Annotated in this window: 13 protein-coding genes; 6 read left to right on the forward strand and 7 right to left on the reverse strand. The window is 35.3% G+C overall.

Translation table 11 applies throughout. From position 1 onward, the window contains the following. Positions 1–127: 127 nt before the first annotated feature. The 3 genes from BFJ97_RS21865 to BFJ97_RS21875 all read right to left on the reverse strand — a co-directional run bounded on the left by BFJ97_RS21865 (position 128) and on the right by BFJ97_RS21875 (position 4,026). Positions 128–1,270, reverse strand: a complete 1,143-nt coding sequence (locus BFJ97_RS21865) for an MFS transporter (protein WP_068986737.1) — start codon at positions 1,268–1,270, stop codon at positions 128–130. A 147-nt stretch (positions 1,271–1,417) separates the two neighbouring features. Further along, positions 1,418–2,938, reverse strand: a complete 1,521-nt coding sequence (locus BFJ97_RS21870; protein WP_068986738.1) for a succinate CoA transferase — start codon at positions 2,936–2,938, stop codon at positions 1,418–1,420. Between the two features lie 437 nt (positions 2,939–3,375). Next, a complete protein-coding gene (locus BFJ97_RS21875) occupies positions 3,376–4,026 on the reverse strand; it encodes a LytTR family DNA-binding domain-containing protein (RefSeq protein ID WP_053593997.1) in 651 nt (216 codons plus the stop codon). 385 nt (positions 4,027–4,411) lie between these two features. Between BFJ97_RS21875 and BFJ97_RS21880 the strand changes: the two genes are divergently transcribed. From BFJ97_RS21880 to BFJ97_RS21895, 4 genes are all read left to right on the forward strand, one after another. Beyond that, on the forward strand, positions 4,412–5,206 hold the full coding sequence (locus BFJ97_RS21880; RefSeq protein ID WP_068986739.1) for a helix-turn-helix transcriptional regulator: 795 nt from the start codon (positions 4,412–4,414) through the stop codon (positions 5,204–5,206). Between the two features lie 216 nt (positions 5,207–5,422). Further along, positions 5,423–6,184, forward strand: coding sequence for a membrane protein insertase YidC (yidC, locus tag BFJ97_RS21885; protein WP_068986740.1), 762 nt, complete (start codon positions 5,423–5,425; stop codon positions 6,182–6,184). A 55-nt stretch (positions 6,185–6,239) separates the two neighbouring features. After that, positions 6,240–6,488, forward strand: coding sequence for a hypothetical protein (locus tag BFJ97_RS21890; RefSeq protein ID WP_068986741.1), 249 nt, complete (start codon positions 6,240–6,242; stop codon positions 6,486–6,488). Positions 6,489–6,673: 185 nt separating this feature from the next. Continuing rightward, positions 6,674–7,447, forward strand: a complete 774-nt coding sequence (locus BFJ97_RS21895; protein WP_068986742.1) for a M15 family metallopeptidase — start codon at positions 6,674–6,676, stop codon at positions 7,445–7,447. 53 nt (positions 7,448–7,500) lie between these two features. Here BFJ97_RS21895 and cls read toward each other — a convergent pair whose 3' ends face one another. The 3 genes from cls to BFJ97_RS21910 form a co-directional block, all read right to left on the reverse strand. Next, positions 7,501–8,958 (reverse strand): cardiolipin synthase, encoded by a 1,458-nt coding sequence (gene cls / locus BFJ97_RS21900; protein WP_068986743.1) that lies wholly within the window; start codon positions 8,956–8,958, stop codon positions 7,501–7,503. Between the two features lie 129 nt (positions 8,959–9,087). Continuing rightward, a complete protein-coding gene (locus BFJ97_RS21905) occupies positions 9,088–9,879 on the reverse strand; it encodes a YwqG family protein (protein ID WP_068986744.1) in 792 nt (263 codons plus the stop codon). Between the two features lie 97 nt (positions 9,880–9,976). Beyond that, positions 9,977–11,137, reverse strand: a complete 1,161-nt coding sequence (locus BFJ97_RS21910; protein WP_068986745.1) for an MFS transporter — start codon at positions 11,135–11,137, stop codon at positions 9,977–9,979. 606 nt (positions 11,138–11,743) lie between these two features. On the opposite strand from BFJ97_RS21910, the gene BFJ97_RS24945 reads away from it, so the two are divergent. Continuing rightward, positions 11,744–11,881 carry an Lmo0850 family protein gene (locus BFJ97_RS24945; protein ID WP_004232019.1) on the forward strand — a complete coding sequence of 46 codons (138 nt, stop codon included), beginning with the start codon at positions 11,744–11,746 and terminating at the stop codon, positions 11,879–11,881. 81 nt (positions 11,882–11,962) lie between these two features. Here BFJ97_RS24945 and BFJ97_RS21915 read toward each other — a convergent pair whose 3' ends face one another. After that, entirely contained in the window at positions 11,963–13,150 is a 1,188-nt protein-coding gene (locus BFJ97_RS21915) for an FtsW/RodA/SpoVE family cell cycle protein (RefSeq protein WP_068986746.1), read from the reverse strand. Between the two features lie 486 nt (positions 13,151–13,636). Between BFJ97_RS21915 and BFJ97_RS21920 the strand changes: the two genes are divergently transcribed. Beyond that, positions 13,637–14,389 carry a hypothetical protein gene (locus tag BFJ97_RS21920; RefSeq protein ID WP_068986747.1) on the forward strand — a complete coding sequence of 251 codons (753 nt, stop codon included), beginning with the start codon at positions 13,637–13,639 and terminating at the stop codon, positions 14,387–14,389. Positions 14,390–14,596: the final 207 nt, after the last annotated feature.

Raw genomic sequence — 14,596 nt, forward strand, 5'->3', positions numbered from 1 at the left:
TTTGTGAAGAAGTCTTAGAACCGCTAATTTTTCATCTTTTGAGTGGTTACTTCGAGCCATAAAAAAATGCCCCCTAGATAAACAGATTTTTATTTTTTAATCTGTCTACCTAAAGGGGAGCATATCACTAAACGTGAGAAGGTTTTTTGTGTGTGATTATAATAATAGCTGCAAATACTAACAAGACAACGCCAGTAAATATAAAGCCACTGACAATTCCTAGTGAGAGCCATCCGAGTAAGGAGGAACCTAAGACAACTCCTAGTGAGAAGAATGCATAAAAATAACCATAGGCTTTTCCGCGAATCTCAGCAGTTGTTGAGTCGATTAAAAGTGAATTAACTGACGGGAATAAGAAGCCAAACCCGATACCGTAGCAAGCCATTGCAATATAAAGTAATGTACTTGAATCTGCTTGACTAATTAATAATTGACTTACTCCCATTAAAGCAATACCAAGTGCTAAAGTTTTAATTGGAGCAACCTTATCGAAAATACGATTAGTAGGCAAAATAAATACAAGTACAGCAATAATTCCAAAGGTACTCATCAATGTCCCGCTTAAACGTGAATCGAAGCCTAAAGATTGCACTTTTAGAGGAAGTAAATAGGCGATGACGCCTTGAGAAAACATTAAAAAGAATGCCCCTAAGAATGCCTTTAATGTAAGTGTATTTTTAAAAAATACACTGATAGGAATGTTTGTACTTGGTTCAGATTGTTGTTTTTTTATTTGATTGGATTTTAGTAAGAAAAAGGCAAGGATACCTAACAAAATCATAAAGCTTGCTGTTATATTAAAGACAAATGGTACACTAGTACGACTTGCTAAAATACCACTAAATGCAGGACCGATTATGGCAGCAATGCCGACGAACGCTCCGGAAATAGCACTACCCTTACCTCGTTTTTCTTGCTCAGTTGCATTTGCTAAAAATGTGAATGCAGCAGGGATGGTTAGACCAGCAACTAATCCATGTACAAAACGGACTATTAATAGAATAATAGGATCGTCTACTAAATTATATAGTGATAATGATAGCCCTGTCGTTAATAGTCCTAGGATTAAAATAACAAAGGGACCTTTACGATCTGTTAAAAAGCCAGAAATAATATTACCGATTGTATTGGACAGAGAATACATGCCTACTGCTAGACCAGTTAAGAAGGCTGATGCTCCTAAGGATTCAGCATATGTACTCATGACAGGAAGCTGGGTAAATAGGTCAAAAAATGAAAAGAATATAATTAAATATATAAATTTCTTCATAGTTCCTCCGACGGGAAATTACGTATTTGGTGACATTTAATATTTGACTACTGAGAAAGCCAAATTTAAAACTATCACTTTATTATACCATTTTCGACAAAAAAGAACGCCTAATAAGATTTGACTTAGTAGGCGTTCTTTGGGTTATTAAGCTTTAGCAACTTCTTTTTTCATTGTTTTGTTTTTAGCAAGATTTACGTGCCAAGAAAGTGCTTCCTCTAAAATATGAGGTGTTTGATGGCCGCCAGTTGCTTCTAGAGCACGGTTATAGTAATCCCAAAGTTGTTCTTTGTAATCTGGGTGTGCACAGTTTTCGATAATTAAAGGTACACGCTCTTGTGGTGCAAGACCACGTAAATCAGCAATACCTTGCTCAGTTACGATTACATCAACATCATGTTCAGTGTGGTCTACGTGAGAAACCATTGGCACGATTGAAGAGATAGCGCCGCCTTTTGCGTATGATTTAGTAACGAAAATACCTAGACGTGCGTTACGTGCAAAGTCACCTGAACCACCGATACCGTTCATCATACGAGTACCAGATACGTGTGTTGAGTTTACGTTGCCATAGATATCTAATTCAAGAGCAGTGTTGATTGAGATTAGACCCAAACGACGGATAAGCTCTGGGTGGTTAGAAATTTCTTGTGAACGTAAGCAAATTTTATCAGCATATTTTTCTAAATTGCCGTATACTTTTTTCTGTAATTCTTCAGTTAGTGTAATTGAAGTAGCTGCTGCAAATTTAACTTTACCAGCATCAATTAAGTTGAATACTGCATCTTGAAGTACTTCAGAAGCAACAACTAAATCTTCAAATTCTGAATTTGCGAAGCCGTCAAGTACAGCGTTTGCAACAGAACCTACACCAGATTGTAATGGCATTAATTGTTTTGTTAAGCGACCAGCTTTAATTTCATCGCGGAAGAAGTCTAATAAAATGTTCGCCATTGTTTGTGTTTCTTCATCTGGCGGAACGATTAATGAAGGAGCATCTGGCTCTTCAGAAATAACAATCGCTTTAATTTTAGCAGGGTCTACTTTAATACCGATGTCACCAATGCGTTGCATAGCATCAGTCATTGGAATCGCTTCACGTTGACCTTGCTCAGCTGGTACATAGATATCGTGGATACCTATTAAAGCTTCTGGGTGAGAGATATTTAATTCGACAATAATATTCTCAGCATATTCTGCGAAGATAGGTGAGTTACCTACTGAGTTTGTTGGGATAATAAGTCCATCTTCTGTAATAGCAACAGCTTCAAGAATTAAATATTTAATTGGTCCAATAATTCCTTGGCGAACTAATTCAGCGTTATGTGAAAGATGAGCATCTACATAAAGGACATCCCCAGAGTTAATTAAATTACGGATACCAGCATCACCTTGGAATGGTCCACGTTTGCGGATAGCACCAGCTTCAGCTAGGTATTTATCAACTTCAGGTCCTAAAGAAGCTCCTGTATATACATCAATTTTGAATTTTTCGTTTTTAGCGCGCTCTACTAAAGCCATAGGAACAACTTTCGCGTCCCCCGCACGAGTAAATCCACTCATACCAACTACATCACCGTTAGAGATAAGCGCTGCAGCTTCTTCAGCAGTAACAATTTTACTTTCAAGTTCTTTTAAGCCTAGGCGTTTTTGAACATTTGCATCCATTAAAAAATCCTCCCCTAAAAAGTATTGATGGAAACCGGTTACAAAACTAGAAAAAGTTCTGTAAGAATTTTCTGTTTATTCGGTTGTAGTATGACTCCAACCATTTGAATAATACTATCACCAAATTGTCACAAAAACTTTAGAAATAGCATTAAAATGAGTAAAAACAGGAAAAATGAGCATAAAATTGAATTTTCGACAGAGAAAACGTTTTAATGTAGAGCTGTATTATTTTTTTGTGAATTCCTTGGCTCATCACCATAACGTGTGGTTGATTTCTGTTCCTACTGGGCGCTCTATCGCTAATCCCCGAGGAGTCGCCCAGTCTCACTCCAATCAACTAATATAAGTAATGAGCACTTATAAGCTTGTTTTAGTGAGCAAAAAAGTACAGCGAACAATTTCAATAAGAAAATGTTCGCTGTACTTATAAAAGATTAGAAACCTAAAGAACGACGGAAGTAACTTGCGTAGCGTTGGCTAACAGGAATACGAGTACCATCTTTCATGATTAATAAAAACGTTGAATGTGAATCTGGTTGAATTTCATCAATGTAGTCAATATTAACAATATATGAGCGGTGACAACGTATAAATGAGTCAGGTGCTAAAAATAGCTCAAGATCACTTAGGTTTAAGCGGTGATAACCTTCACGACTCATTGTTTTAACAAATGTTTTTCGGAGCTGTGTTTCAAGATAAATGACTTGATCATGCTTGATTGGGTACCAGCAATCATCAATTTTAATTGTAATGTAGTTCGTTAAAAATGCTGATGGCTTTTGTGGGAAGATAGCAGTAATAGCACCCTTAGTTTCGCCTTCCTCCATTAAAGGAATACTCATGCCGTAATATGCAATGCCAAATACATCAGGTTCAATATAAGAGCTTATCTTTTGCCCATAGCTTAATGCTTTGTGAGCTGCTGAACCTTCTTTAATTGGATCGCCAGGCTTGATTTTTAAATCAACTTTCTTGCTCGGTTGGTAATACAAGTATTCGTTTGTATCGGAAATTGCGATGGAAGTATTCTCAGGGAAGAATTCCTTAATAATCTCCATAATTTCTTCTATCTGTTTTGGATCCACTATTAACACCTCGTCTAAACTTTTAAAAATAGTATTATCATCTATTTTACTACATATTCGTATAAATTATATAGAGAAGATTTCGGAATAAAAAAGAGAAATGTCGATTAATGAAATATATAGGTGTTATAACCTTACATAATTTGTAACAAAATTTAAATAATTACTAATTTATTTTGATATGTATATGGTAAAATTCACTGTATAGTCTATTTTTATTGTAAACTGATGGTTTAGTTGGGTTATTTTTAAGTTATATGCCATATATAATTGTGAAATAGGACTCAGTTTATATTGTCAATAAGGAAAACTATTTTCTTATTGTAGTTCGGTGTCAAAATTTGTAAAGGTGATTCGAGCAATCTGAGGAAAGATGGGGAAGATTATGCAACTACATCAACATTCTATGTCAGAAACGATATCAAAAAGATACTTCCAAGAAATCGATAGCATTAACCAATACATCGGTGTTGAAGAATTTTTTAATATTGAGTCGAAATTAATATTTGAAATTTACCATTTAGAATCTGCAAAGGCTAAGAAATCTTTGCATGAGTTAATTGATATTCTTTCAATACGTTTTGGCAAACAAGTCATTAAAATTGTTCGAAGCTATTTTTCTGTTTTGTCGTCAATTGTTGCTCGTAAATTGCTAGACAACCAAGTACCTTCGAAGAAAGCGTTTGCTTTTAACGTTGCTTGTAATGATATGATCGAAAATCAGATGAAAGACGCGGAATTTTTACAATTCGCTGATGATTTAATAGATTTCTTTGTCTATTTTATTGCAGATCGCAAGCAACCGACTTTTCGTCATCAGACCGTTAATAAAGTGATAATGTATATAAATGATGAATTGGAAAATGACTTAACAGTGGAAAGCATCGCAAATAATTTTCATATAAGTACTAGTCACTTATCACGTATTTTTAGAGAACATGTTGGGATTACACTAGTTGAATATTTAAATGTTCGTCGAGTAGAGGAATCTCAATACTATCTAAGGCACACAAATAAAAGTATTACTTCTATTTCAGACCAATTCCATTTCTGTAACCAAAGCTATTTCACCCGCATCTTTAAAAAGTATACTGGGGTAACACCCAAACATTTCCGAGATGAGCTACATCATGAATTTTATCGTTTTGAGATGACAGAGTCTGAGCTTCAAAACATTTAGCTATTTTTTTTCAGCGGGTGTTCAAAGATCCTCTGAAAAGAGGGACATATGATGAATAAATAGGATGCGGACGTATTAGCAATGCTAAAGCTCTCGCATCTTTTTTATGCTGACAACGTAGGGCGATAATAATAATTAGTAGCACTTGCTATTTGATAAAGATAGATCTTATAATGTATACTTCACTTTAGTTGATAAATAATAGTAGGTGGAAAAATGAAAAAATTGAAGCTATTTTCAATGCTTGGACTTGTCGTTTTTGTTCTTAGTGGCTGTCAAGCTGTGCAAGACAAAGAAGGTTTTTTCTATGGTCTTTTTGTAAAACCTATGGAATTTTTACTGGAATTTTTCGGTAACACTATTTTTTCAGGTAACTATGGTTTAGCGATCATCGCAATTACGGTCCTTATTCGATTAATTTTAATGCCGATTATGTTAAAAAATTATCGTCAGCAACAATTGATGAAATCGAAGATGGATGCGTTTAAGCCTGAAATGGAAGCTGTTCAGAAAAAAATGAAGGAAGCAAAGACAAAAGAAGAACAAATGCAGCATCAACAAGAAATGATGGCATTATATCAAAAACATGGCATCAATCCACTCAATATGGGTTGTTTACCAATGTTAATTCAAATGCCGATTATCATGGGTCTTTATTTCTCTATTTTATATTCTACAGATGTGAAATCACATGAGTTTTTATGGTTTAGCTTAGGTTCACCTGATACCGCTATGACAATTATTGCGGGTATTGTATATTTAATCCAAGCGCGTGTGTCATTATGGACAGTGCCAGAGCAACAAAAAGCACAAATGAAAATGTTTATTTATATTTCACCAATTATGATTGTCTTTATCTCAATGACATCTATGGCAGCTCTACCACTTTACTGGTCTGTCGGCGGTGCATTATTGATACTTCAAACATATATCGGTCGAAAATTCTATTCGGAGCATCCGGAAAAAGTAAAATCATAAATTAATTTATGTCGAGGCGCCTGCGTAGCCTCGATTTTTTTAGGAGGACAGCAAGATGAATAAAAAGTGGCTATCATCTATTCTAGTCGCGTTTTTTAGTATTGCAGCTATTGTATTTATGATCATGGGTAATTTTAATTTTGCAGTATTTGCTATGACTATTATGTTTGCCCTATCGAATGGTTTTAGAGCCAAAAGTTTTAAAGAGCAAGGCTATATAAAAGAGGCAAAATGGATGAAATACATGGCAATCTTTTTCACGGTTGCTTCTATAGCAGTGTTTATTACCATTGTCACAGGCTAACCGACTAATTTTAAAATCTACGGTGAAAACGTACACTTTAAATTGTGAACAGTGCTAAAATGAAACTATACCAATAAAGTAAAACTGTAATCAGTACTTACTGTAGGTTTGTTCTTCTTTTTTTAACAAATAAAGAACTAAGAACTAAACTGTAGTACTTGATAACTATAAAAGGGGTCAAAATAGTGAAAAACAAACGTCTACCACTTATCCTTGGGGCTTTGATTTCAGTGGCACTAATTGTATCTATTTTTGTAGTTTATAACTATAAAAATAACCAAAAAAGTAATGCATCAGATGAGCAAAAACTTACAACAGAACAAGCTGAAAAAGACTCGCCTACAATGGAAGAACCGAAAAAAACAACCGAAAATCCTGTGAAACCTGAGCAACAGCCGGATGAGAATGGCTATTTACCAAATCAAACGTTACCAACTGAACCGACATATATTAATGGTATCTTACTAGCCAATAAGATATATCCGCTACCATCTACCTTTGCGCCAGGCGAGAATCCTGAGGCACGCCAAGCCCTAGATCAAATGTTGGCTGCTGCAAAACAACAAGGGTTTGATTTAGTAGCATTCAGTGGCTATCGATCTTTTGATTATCAAACAAAGTTATATAATAACTATGTTAATCGTGATGGACAGGCTGCCGCTGATCGTTATAGTGCACGCCCAGGATACTCAGAACATCAAACTGGCTTGGCCTTTGATATTGGGGAGCGTGGCAAGGAAGATTTATGGTTGACTGAGGAGTTCGGCGAAACACCAGCGGGACAATGGTTAATGACACATGCTCAGGATTTCGGCTTTATTTTACGATTCCCAAAAGATAAAGAGGACATCACAGGTTATATGTATGAATCATGGCATTACCGTTATGTTGGCAGTGACAAGGCAAAAGAAATTAAAAAACAAAATATAACGTTAGAAGAGTATTTAGGTGTGAAATAAAAAAGGGAAGAGAGCAGTTCATCATGAGCCAGCTCTCTTCCTTTTTCTATGTTCTACAAAATAGGTGTTAGTAAACGTGAAATTGATTCTTTAAATTTAATAAGTGAAGAACGATTTTGGTACATTTCCCAAGTTAATTCAGTACAATCGAAAATATCCTTCTCAAACAGCTCGGCAAGCTGATGTGAAACCTTTGAGTCATAAATAAAGGCATTAACTTCGAAGTTTAAGCTGAAACTTCGCACATCAAGGTTTGCAGTTCCGACTGAAGATGCTTCATCGTCAATAATAATGGCTTTAGCATGGATAAAGCCCTTTTCATAAATATAAACTTTTGCTCCTGCATTCAATAATTTTCCAACGTATGAGTAGGTAGCCCAATAAACAAACATATGATCAGGCTTATTTGGAATCATGATTCTTACATCAATGCCTGATAGCGTCGCAATTTTAATAGCATCTAAAAAACTAACATCAGGAATAAAATATGGCGTTTGGATATAAATGTATTTTTTTGCCATGTTAATAAGCTTTAAATAACCAATTTTAATTTGTTCCCAGTCAGAATCGGGTCCACTTGAAACGATTTGTAAGCCCACATCGCCTTTTTGGGGAATGGCAGGGAAGTAACGATCTGAGTAACCCATTTTCTGTTGATCGGATGCTTGATTCCAATCAAGTAAAAAGCGTGTTTGTAATGGATGTACGGCACTACCCTCAATACGTAAATGTGTATCTCTCCAATAACCAAACTTCTTCTGTAGCCCAAGATACTCATCTCCAACATTAAAGCCACCGATATAGCCAATACGGCCATCAATCACAACGATTTTTCGGTGATTTCTAAAATTTAAACGAGGATTAAGCAGTGGGAAAATGGATGGGAAAAATACTTCAACTTCACCACCTGCATTAAGTAATTCCTTGAAATGGCGTTTTTTAACATTACGTGAGCCCATTTCATCATACAAGAGCCGAACCTTTACTCCTTGCTTTGCTTTCTTAGTAAGTTTATCAACAATGCGTGTACCTAAATTATCTAGACGGAAAATATAATATTGAATGTGAATATGATCCTTCGCTGCCTCGATATCTTTAAGAAGTTGCTCAAATTTATCAGCACCATCATCAAAAATTTCAATGTGGTTGTCTTGCGTTAACACCGCATTATTTGTTTTAAGATGCATATAAATCATTTCTTTATAGTTTTCCGCATTTTCGATACGAAACTCGAATGTATCATCTCGAATCGCTTCCGTCTGATAGCTAATGAGGCTATCAATCCCAATATCCTTGCGTCCTTCCCAACGGAACAAATGCTTTTTTCGTAGTTGTCGCCCGAGCAGTAAGTATAAAACAAACCCACCTACTGGAATGAAAAATAATACGAGAATCCATGCCCATGTAGAAGTAGCATCTTTACGTTCTAAAAAAATTATGACCATTGCTGCTAAAATATTTATAAACATAATTAAAGGTATTGTATATCCAAAATCTGTAAAAATGCTCATTCCTACACCTGCCTTAACTATATTTTTGCAATATATTTAGTATAACTTACTTTATAGATGGAAAGAAGATATGAAATTTGTAATAAGCATTGAAAAGGATTACCTCGAAAACTAAGCGAGGTAATCCTTTTAGTAATGCTCCCATTGAAACAAAATATCAGAGAAATCTTTTTGAAGTAGCTTATTACGATTGATGAAAAATTTCCCAACTCCACTATCTGCCCACATAATACCGATTTCATCATGAGAATCGATTTGGAGCAATAGCACATCATATCGTTGGAGGAGTTGCGATTGGTGGCGAATATCTTCCTCTAAAAAATAGGCATAGCCACCAATTTTAGCTCCTGCTCCTAAAAAATATTGTAGATAAATCTCCTGTAAATCAACGTCTTCTTGTGGAGGGATTAAGTTTGGTAAATAGTATATCGCACGATAATCTAAAGCAGAAACAGGTTCTTGGATTGGTTGGAATTGTAAAGCTAACTCCTGATGTATAGGGAACCAATCATCTGCTGCTTGTGCTAAAAATTCCTGTCTTGGAACTTCCGCTTCGGAATTTATGGTAGGGTAAAAACGTATTTTATAAAATTGCTGGAAAATATCCTCATGATAATGATCAGCGTTCACGAAAATATTGGATGAAATAAAAAATTGCAGAATCCCTTGAGATGGGAAATCCTTTAATGGTGGCATTTCTGCAAAGTTAATTTGAGCTAATAGCCGCATGGGCTCACCTGTAATATCTTTCGGATATGCCTGGTAATAGGGTAAATAAGGTTCCCCAGCAAATTTACTTTCCGTTAACGTAGTTGAACGTTTGTATGGTGTGATAATCATCGCCGAAAGAAGTGTATCTTCAATTTCAAAACGAAACGATTCTAGCTCTTTGGGAAGTAAAAGATTTGTTGTTTTGTTCATACAGGCCCTCCGATATTCCGCTTTAAGAAGTTAAATATTCCTTGAAGTGTACTATATACTTTAAATTACTATTAAGTAACGGCTTTTTATCCACAAATTATTCAAGTCGTAAAGATTTTTTTGAAGCTTTATAAATAAAAATTAAACTTATTGAAACAACGGCTATTGCTGCCGAAGTATAGTAACCGATATTAGCTTGAACTGTAAATAACCATGTGAAAAATAGTGGACCAAGGATGCGCCCTAAATTATCCATAGAATAAGAAAGGCCTGCAGCAGTCCCATATTGGCCACCTGACTCTTTTGATGAAAGAGAAACGACACATGTTCTAGCAAGTGCATTACCCGCTGTAAAGACACATAGGGCAAGGCCTGCCGTAAATAAGTTAGTTGTTAATGTGAATAAAAGCATACCGGTAGCTGTCAAAATTTGTGCACCTATTAACCAATTTATTTCGCTTCCGTTTTTAATGCGTCTTACAACGCCACCTTGAATAGCTGCATCTACAAAGCCGCTAAACATAAATAAATAACCAATTTGTAGTGGTGTAATTTGAATTTTTTCAATTTGGAACAACTGGAATGTAGCTTCTACTCCCGCCAGCATAAAAGTAACTAAAAATGAGAACATAAATAAGTAACGTACACGGTATTGCAGCATTGTTCCAGCACCTTTTGGCACAATTGCACGTTTATTTGTATCTTTTCGTTTTTCAGGTTCTTTTAAGACGAAACTTGCATAAATAAATAATAGTGCAATTAGTATTGCTGAAGCGATAAATGGTAGTTGCAGGCTATAGTGTCCGAGCATACCACCAATTGCTGGACCGAAAATAAAACCAAGCCCGATGGACATGCCCATGAGACCCATGTATTTATTGCGATCCTCCTCACTCGACATATCACCTATAAAGCCTGTTACAGCTGTATACAGTGCACCCGAGAATAAACCACCCACAACACGTGAGACATATAAAATGGCTAGATTATCTATAAATAATGAGAAAATAACAAAGCTTAGACTAAAACCAACTAAGCCCATTAAAATTAGTTGCTTCCGTCCTACTTTATCGGATAGCATGCCCCAAAGTGGTGCAGTGAAGAAGCTTGCAAGTGAGTACACAGTTAGTAAACCACCAACGTGTATATCATTCCAGTTTTGTTGAACAACAACCTCTGGTAAGACAGGAATAATAATTCCAAATCCTAGATAGACGAGGAATTGAACAGACATTAATAATAAAATGGCTTTTTTCATACAGACCCTGCTTTCATACGATATTTTAGTATGTATATTCTACCTCTCTTGTTCTTGTTATTACAAGGAGACGGAGAATAAAACACTTTTAATGCTTAATAATGGCTTACATTTAACTTCTTTCAGCAAGTGTTTTTATGTAACGTAAGTGAAACGGCAGTTACAAATGTCTTTTGTACCGAAGGCGTAGCGACAGGTACAGGAGTCCTTAAAACCTCCGGACGCAAGGCAATATTGATAGTATAATGTATAAAAAAATGCAGACTGTTAACACTGGAACTATATTGATGCTAAAAAAATAATGACGAATTCACAATCAATTCACCCATTTTTAATTTTTTGTATCGATTGTCGCATAGTGTATTAACTTATTTCTGGGGTATATTACTAGAAGGTATATCGGTATTTGTAGGTTTGATTTTTGATATTTATGGTAAATAGTGAAAAGAAAAATTTTACATTGTAACAAAAATGAAAAATTTTAAAGCTGAGTTAAATGGTATGATAAGGGATGAATAATCTTGTCAGACATCATACACATGCAAAAATGAAACTTTTTTGGAAATAAAACGTTTATAAAATCGAGGAAAGATTGAGGTGGAATGTATGACAAAAGAAGTAGATTTGAAAAAGATTGTTTCGAATTTATCGAAGTTGGGTGTAACAGCCACTGTAACAAAGTCTCGACTTGAACTTTTAAAAGTGCTAACACCACCAACACAAACTCCGCAAGTTCAAGCTTAACTCGTTTACAAATGAAAATGGGTAGTCTCAATTATAGAGACTACCCATTTTCTATATCTATCATTCTACTTTAGGGACTATTTAATCATCATCATCGTGAGTGGTAAACATGTAGGTACGATAGTGGTAGCGCATGCTAAAAACAAGCCCTATGGCAAGTGCATTCCCCATTAATGAACTTCCTCCATAACTAATAAACGGTAGAGGAATACCTGTAATAGGTAATAATTGAATAGTCATGCCGATATTTTCGAATACATGGAATGTAATCATGGCAATAATACCAGCACATACATATGTTGAGAATGGATCTTTCAATAATAGTGTAGTTTTTGTTAAATGATAGATTAATAAAAAGAACATACAAATAACGAAACTAGCACCAACAAAACCCCATTCTTCTCCAATAACTGTGAAAATAAAATCGGTATGACCTTCGGCAACGTAAACTTCACGACCTTTGAAACCCTTCCCGAAAATCTCACCTGAACCAATGGCATTTAGGGAAGTAATTAAATGGTACCCCTCACTAGAAGAATATGAATAGGGATCTAACCAAGAATAGATTCGAGCAAACTGATACGGTTTCAAGCCGAATGCTTGTTCTAAAAAATCCTGCATATAGAGTGCCATCCATAAAAAAGTACCACCTACTGCAGCTCCACCTACAAAAATCGGTAAAATGATTTTCCATGATACCCCTGCTACAATAATGAGAGCAGCCGTAATGGCAAAGAATACAAGTGCTGAACCAAGGTCAGGTTGCTCCAAAATAAGAGCTAAAGGTACTGCCAGTGTGAGCGCCATTTTACCTAGCAATAAAAAGTCCGTTTTTATTGATTTAAAAGGATGGACTTCGTGGTGCTTACTAATAAGTCGAGCAAGTGCTAAAATGTAAAAGGTTTTCATAAACTCAGAAGGCTGTATATTTCCAAGTGGTGTATGATACCAGCTTTTAGCACCATTAATTCTTTCACCGATTTGTCCTGTTCCTTCTGGCATGAAGATAAGTAGTACTAATAAGGCGATGCCAAAACCGTACATATACCATGACATCTTTTTATATTGGTCAGGCTCGAAAAACATAACAATACTAATAATAACCGCGCCAATGACGTACCATTGTAATTGTTTAGGGACAAAGTTTGTGCCATATTGACCTGATGTTTGCGCCGATGCAATGGCTAACAAACTTATGACTAAGAAGGTAAGAAGTATAAAAGCGAGCGTCCAGTCAAAACGACTCGCAAAATTTCGTTTATTTTCCATACAAGCCACCTATATTAAAATAGTATTTCTGCACAAGTAAATTTAATATAAATTATTTCCGATTCAATTTTTAGTTTAACTTCTTTCAGCAGATAATTTTGTACCGAAAGCGTAGCGACAGGTACAGATAATTTTGTACCGAAAGTGCAACGTCAGTTACAGAAGTCTCCCATCTCTATATGTGGGCATCTGCCGTAGATATGAGGCAAATATCAATTCCAAAGTTAGCGTGCCAACGAGAAGCTCGGTGCTTGCTTTCAAAGGGCTTGAAATTCACTTAGGTATTTGTAAAAAATGAATAGAATTATATTCTTTTAAATTTGCTCATTTAGAGTAGTTAACAACATATGTGCTTTCACATGTTTAACATTCATATTATAACGCAAAAAACACTTTTACGCCTGTGTATATTGTTGTGACGACAATTAGCAGAAAATGTTTCAAAAAAATCAAATTTAGTCTTATAATGTAGTGAAGAATGGGGTGATGGTTGTGGCTAAAAAATTGAAGTCAGCTGAAGATTTTATGTATCATATTTATGTTCATATGAATGATGTCGATAAATTTGTCATTTTTAGCGGGCTTAAATTCTCGCAATTTGTGGCTGCGCTTGAACCACTGCATCACTTACTGTTGTTAAAACATTCCTATGAAGATGGTTCCTTTAATATGCATACACAGTTTGATTATATACCAGATGAGGAAGTACATCGGTTTGTAAAAAAAGCTGCTGAATCAAAAGAATTGTGTTGGGTAGACTTCATGGATGAGAAGAGGCTAGACCAACTAACGCCGATGGAACAAGGAGAATTGCTTTACATAAGTCATAAAAAGGAATCGATTACTTCACCGTTTTTTAACAAATTACAAAATCGATTTGTTTACTATTCTTCAGACTTAGAGAAGATGACTAAAATTTATTTTCGTCATTTAAGTGATTCTGATTTACTTGTTGCCAATGTTTTTAACAGTTTAATTCGTGAGAAGGAACGTAGTACTGGTTTTTGGCGTCGGAAAGTAAAATCAAGTATTCCTTCTATTTCACCTGAATTTTTGCGTGCTTATCGTTCTTTTGCTAAAGATGGGGCGCTGTTATCATTATATCGAATCGAAAAGCCTAAAGTAGCTTACGGTATCGAAATTCGTAACCTGTCAGAATATACCTTCCCTGATGAAGTATGGGATGATTTAAATACAATTTTGAAAAATGAGCACGATGAATTGATTTATATTATTTAACTTCTTTCAGCAGGTGTCCAAAAACCTGCTGAAAGAAGTTAAAGTTCGGACGCAATTATGCCGAGGCATAATTGATTCGTTCATTCTCATTTTGTACGTAGAATGAATATACACTCAAATCTCACCGTCAAAATTACGGTGAGATTTTTATGTCATTAGTCAAGACGTTTCATGATAAACTAATAGTACTCAAGAAGTATGTGGAGG

Origin of the sequence: Lysinibacillus xylanilyticus (assembly GCF_001708185.1) — a bacterium.
GTDB classification, from domain to species: domain Bacteria; phylum Bacillota; class Bacilli; order Bacillales_A; family Planococcaceae; genus Lysinibacillus; species Lysinibacillus xylanilyticus_A.

What these genes read in the sequence shown, in the direction of transcription:
- yidC (WP_068986740.1), top strand. Translation starts at nt 5,423, where the DNA reads ATGAAAAAATTGAAGCTATTTTCAATGCTTGGACTTGTCGTTTTTGTT.
- BFJ97_RS21915 (WP_068986746.1), bottom strand. Translation starts at nt 13,150, where the DNA reads ATGGAAAATAAACGAAATTTTGCGAGTCGTTTTGACTGGACGCTCGCT.
- BFJ97_RS21870 (WP_068986738.1), bottom strand. Translation starts at nt 2,938, where the DNA reads ATGGATGCAAATGTTCAAAAACGCCTAGGCTTAAAAGAACTTGAAAGT.
- BFJ97_RS21890 (WP_068986741.1), top strand. Translation starts at nt 6,240, where the DNA reads ATGAATAAAAAGTGGCTATCATCTATTCTAGTCGCGTTTTTTAGTATT.
- BFJ97_RS21910 (WP_068986745.1), bottom strand. Translation starts at nt 11,137, where the DNA reads ATGAAAAAAGCCATTTTATTATTAATGTCTGTTCAATTCCTCGTCTAT.
- BFJ97_RS24945 (WP_004232019.1), top strand. Translation starts at nt 11,744, where the DNA reads ATGACAAAAGAAGTAGATTTGAAAAAGATTGTTTCGAATTTATCGAAG.
- BFJ97_RS21920 (WP_068986747.1), top strand. Translation starts at nt 13,637, where the DNA reads ATGGTTGTGGCTAAAAAATTGAAGTCAGCTGAAGATTTTATGTATCAT.
- BFJ97_RS21865 (WP_068986737.1), bottom strand. Translation starts at nt 1,270, where the DNA reads ATGAAGAAATTTATATATTTAATTATATTCTTTTCATTTTTTGACCTA.
- BFJ97_RS21880 (WP_068986739.1), top strand. Translation starts at nt 4,412, where the DNA reads ATGCAACTACATCAACATTCTATGTCAGAAACGATATCAAAAAGATAC.
- BFJ97_RS21905 (WP_068986744.1), bottom strand. Translation starts at nt 9,879, where the DNA reads ATGAACAAAACAACAAATCTTTTACTTCCCAAAGAGCTAGAATCGTTT.
- cls (WP_068986743.1), bottom strand. Translation starts at nt 8,958, where the DNA reads ATGAGCATTTTTACAGATTTTGGATATACAATACCTTTAATTATGTTT.